The organism is Labrys sp. 22185, assembly GCF_052045555.1.
In the GTDB taxonomy this organism is placed as follows: Bacteria; Pseudomonadota; Alphaproteobacteria; order Rhizobiales; family Labraceae; genus Labrys; species Labrys neptuniae.
In genome coordinates, this window is sequence record NZ_JBQEPH010000097.1 from 1 (window position 1) to 4,376 (window position 4,376).

The 4,376-nt window shown below is 54.3% G+C and carries 2 protein-coding genes and 1 pseudogene; all 3 read left to right on the forward strand.

What is annotated here, in order from left to right; translation table 11 throughout:
• Window positions 1-321: SPOR domain-containing protein (locus tag ACTJKX_RS37880; protein ID WP_440728474.1), on the forward strand; the 321-nt coding region annotated here is incomplete at its 5' end.
• 2,998 nt (window positions 322-3,319) lie between these two features.
• Window positions 3,320-3,496, forward strand: a complete 177-nt coding sequence (locus ACTJKX_RS37885) for a helix-turn-helix domain-containing protein (RefSeq protein WP_440728475.1) — start codon at window positions 3,320-3,322, stop codon at window positions 3,494-3,496.
• A gap of 200 nt (window positions 3,497-3,696) precedes the next feature.
• A pseudogene (locus ACTJKX_RS37890) lies at window positions 3,697-4,259 on the forward strand (IS3 family transposase); the annotation flags it as partial.
• Window positions 4,260-4,376 lie beyond the last annotated feature (117 nt).

A 4,376-nucleotide genomic window follows, 5' to 3' on the forward strand; every position in this document is an offset into this window, starting at 1 on the left:
GGAACCTTGCGAGCGCCACGCCGTTCTCGTCCTATGAGGATTGGTGAGGGAACGGCGATGACAACGGTTCGATTTCTTCGCGAAGACGAAAGCCCTCCGACACAAAGCAATTGGGTGCTGATTGAATTGACCGGCCCCGTTTGGGTTGTAAATAGCGCCACATACACCGATGACGTTGTCCCCTCCGATCCCATCGGGCCGTTTCATACCCGCGACGATGCAGTCAAAGCCGCAACGGATTTGGCTCAGGAAATCGGTATCGACGTCGTCTATGTGCGTGGGCCCCTGTCGGAATTGCCCTCGATGAATGCAACGGGATAAACAAGAGCAATTATAAATACTTAGATTAAATAAATATTTATTCATATTAGATCGACAAAATAAGGATTATAATCCCATCTTGATGACTGGATTGGATCTTATGAAAAATAAAAATGACAATTCTGCGCAAAAAAATCAGCCGAAGAATAGCGACTTTGCTGTCGCAGCAAGCTCATATTACAAAAAGCGCTCCAATGTTTCACAGGAGATACAGAGGCACGACAGCGAAGACACCCGTGAGACGCCCGCCAACGGTACCAATACCGACGGCACACCGCCTACGCGAACCAGGCTCGAAAAGACATCCTCCGGATCTCGGCGGGTGCAGCGAACGCGCCTGACCCGCCCCACTCCATAAGGTGCAATGCTGTTAGAGCGCAGCAGCGTACAGCGGTGGGAAGGCATTGTTCAGCGTACCTTTCGTTCCTTGTTATGATGGTCATCACAGGCCACATCCACAACCGGGGGGGCAAATGAAACCGATCCTCGTGACACTCACAAAAACGGGCCGCGACCCATGGGCGTAGAAGGCCCTTCACCTTCGTTCGCTCAAGCCTGCAGGATGCGGCATAGGTTGCCGGCCTTCCGGTGACAACTGAGGCGACGGCGGCCGAAAAGCCCAAGCATGAACGAGCAGCGAATGGGCCCCACAACCGGCGCCAGGGGATGATGCTCACAACACGGCCCTCGCCACCGTTGGCTGCAACTTCAGCCTGTTTTTCAACCCGTTGTGATGGGTGGGTGCCCTTCCCACGGCTTTGTTACGCCAAGCGGAGGCGTTGGGCGCCACGTGAGAGACCCGCCTGTGAAACGGCGTGGAGTCCCATGCCGATCGCCACTGTATGTTGTTTTCTTTTTTGGAGGTACCCGGCCTCCCATGGTGCCGATTTAAAGGTAATTTGGCCCGAAAATCCTCTCTGACTGCGAATAGTAGCCCTTCTGGACTCGTGGCAATCGGAAGCTGCTTAGAAGAATGCCAAGTCGTGGCGGCGGAGACACTCTCTCCGACTGCGGAAGCGGCCCTGCTGGATCCCGAAAATCCTGTCACCTCATATCAAATTGGCTCGAACCAACGATCACCCTCGGGACATTCCGACCCGCTTCATCCGCGTCGACCGAACATTGGGCTGTCCTGTAGGCGAGGCGAATGACAATTCAGCGCACCTCTTGTGGTCGACGATTTTAGGAACAAAGTATGACGTGTTGTGCCCTCTCATCCCGATGGGTGGGTCGCTAAGGATCGGCTTTCGGCAACATTAACTGGTGGTCTCCGGAGCCTCACAAACACTCATTCGCACTACACTGATGATGTCGGGATTCAGATCACCCCTGATGATTTTCGAGATCTCCCCAGCCGATTGATCCGAAGTCACCTCCCAGCAATTGGATTCGAGCAACTTCGCATCTGGGTATTCCTTCTCAATTGAGTGTCGGATCCGATCCCCCTCTGCCAAGGCAGAATCGTCTGCAGGCTCATAGCTGACTATGTTCGTAGCGTGCGCCATAGGTGCCTCATGGGGCATGAGCGATCTATTTGGGTAGTAACTGCTCAGGGATAGAGCCATCGACAATTCCGAAAAGGCCAAGCAATTGGCCGATATTCCAAACGCCTGACGACTAATAGGGGCTGGCGAGCCTATTTGGGAGAGCGCCCCGGCTAGCCGCGCCCGCGTCGAGAAATGACATCGGTAATACTGCCCTGACGATCATCGCCTCCCCTATCTGATCCACTCATCCGCCACAGCATCCACGGCGGCATCAAATAAGCATGCCCGCAATGGAGGCATACAGGTCCCGGATTGTCTCTCGAGGCTTCGAGCCCGCGACTGTGGGGTATACGTCGTTGCAGAAACGATAGCAGGCTCGGAAATTACCCAGATACGCCCGACAGCATGCTTGATCGCCGTCGCCCCTGCATCGGTGCGGCAAGCCGTCGATTCGGCCGAGAGATTAACGAGGAGGCGGTGCTTTCTTGGGATCTTCGCGAGTGTGTCGGAATGAATAATTGGCGTTTCCGCCCGTGCGTTCTTGGTGCTCGGAGGGGGGTCTGTTCCTCATCGCCGAGCCTAAGAGCCCTCACGCGTTTTAGGTAGATTCCGATTCTGTGATATTCGAGCCTTTGCGGGTATACCTACGACCTTCGAGGTCGGTGTTCCGTCGCCAATCAAGATACAAATACTTGCTAATTTTTCTCCTGCTGAAAATGCACCTGCAAACATTTCTTCACGAATATTACCTCGCCACCACTACGCGGAATCGCTCCAGCAAATAGTCCCGGCTGGAGAATCCAGCGGGGACGCTAAGCCCACTATCATCGTTGGGCTTAGTCTATTGGGGCTGGCCTCGATCCGGTTCGCAGCCTCGACGAAAGCATAGGCCGGATGCTCTCCCCCTTCGATGTTTGGTGCCCTGGCCGCCTTTTTCGAGCCCTAGGAGGGCTGGCTGCCGCATCACGGAATATCGGTGCGGCATCCGAAATTCGCAACGGTTTAGAGGAGGAGTGAAATGGATCTCCACCTTTTCTTCCCAGTCGCGACCGTCATCGCGACAGTTTCAATGTTCGGATATACAGCTCATATACTTCGAGTATCCGCAGCGGACCAAGTCAATCTCGAGATCGAGAAAACCCATAGTATCGCCGTAAGGAAGATTGCTCAGTCAGCCCGGGGCGCCGCCAGAGACTTGATGACTACGGTAAGCCCAGCCACGTGCGTGACTTCCAAAAGCACTGCATTTTCCAATTCGATAAGGCCAAACACGGCCTGCTCAAGAAAAGAATGCGCGGAGCCCAACACGGCCGCGAACGGAGTTTCACATGGCCAAGACAATCCTTGGATCAAGCCGTTCCGATATTCCCAACGGTAGAGATATGACGGTCACGTGCAGCCCTTACTATAGGATGAGGGCTGATGTACAAAGATCTATGAAGCAACCGACCCCAATCACTTCCATTAACAGAAATTCACGTCAAATAAGCACTGTCCTAATCTGGCGTGAGATGAATAACTTGACTGTCGAGGATCTCGCCCGCAACGCGGATATTTCAATTGAAGAAGTCTCGAGTATAGAAGGTGGAAGTACCGACGCTCCGCTCACCACCTACATTAAGATCGCTAAGGCTCTCAGGATCAACGTAGCTAGACTTCTTAACTTGGACAGGAATTCAAGCTCCTGACGCATGTCGATGTTTTTGCCTTTTTGACCATCCTTTTTCTACCGAGGGGATCTACCACGCGGTCTGAATCTATTTCCGTTTTCCTCCCAGCTGAGAATGGCCGAGGGTCTGCTGATGGCCTGTTGGAATATTGTGAGCCATGAACGGTTCGTAAAGTGAGGAAGCATCCACGCCAAAGACTGGACTGCCCCTATCGCGGTAGACAGCCTCGAACTATTGCTGGCCGCCCCTCCATCATTGCTCCCAACCGGCTACAGCGCGAGCTTACCGTCAATGCGGTCAACAAGGTCTGGGTGACCGACATCACCTATATCCGAACATGGCAGGGCTGGCTTTACTTGGCGGTCGTCGTCGATCTCTTTGCACGCAAGGTCATCGACTGGTCGATGAAACCCAATCTCATGAAGGAGCTGGCCCTGGATGCGCTGCGCATAGCCGTGTGGCGCAGAAAGCCCCGCCGGCCGCGTCGTTGTGCCGTCAGACCAAGGCAGCCAACACGGCAGCGACGCCTTCAAGCGGTTTTGCCAGGCCCACAATCTGGAGCCGAGCATGAGCAGGCGCGCCAATTGCTGGGACAACGCCGTCGGGGAATCCTTCTTCAGCAGCCTGAAAAAAGAAGCGCATACGAAAACGCATCTACAAAACCCAAGACCTCGCTCGAGCCGACAGCTTCGATTATATCGCGGTCTTCTACAACCGAACCCGCCGCCATAGTTATCTCGGCGGCGTCAGTCCCGAGGCGTTCAAAAGCGTCGCGGCGTGAGGCTGGTCATTGTCTGCCAGACCGGGGGGCTTTGTCGCAAACCAAATGGCAACCTGTCTTTGGCATGAGGACCTCTTCGATTTCTTGAGGAGCTCTGCGTGTTCAAAGGCCGCCATT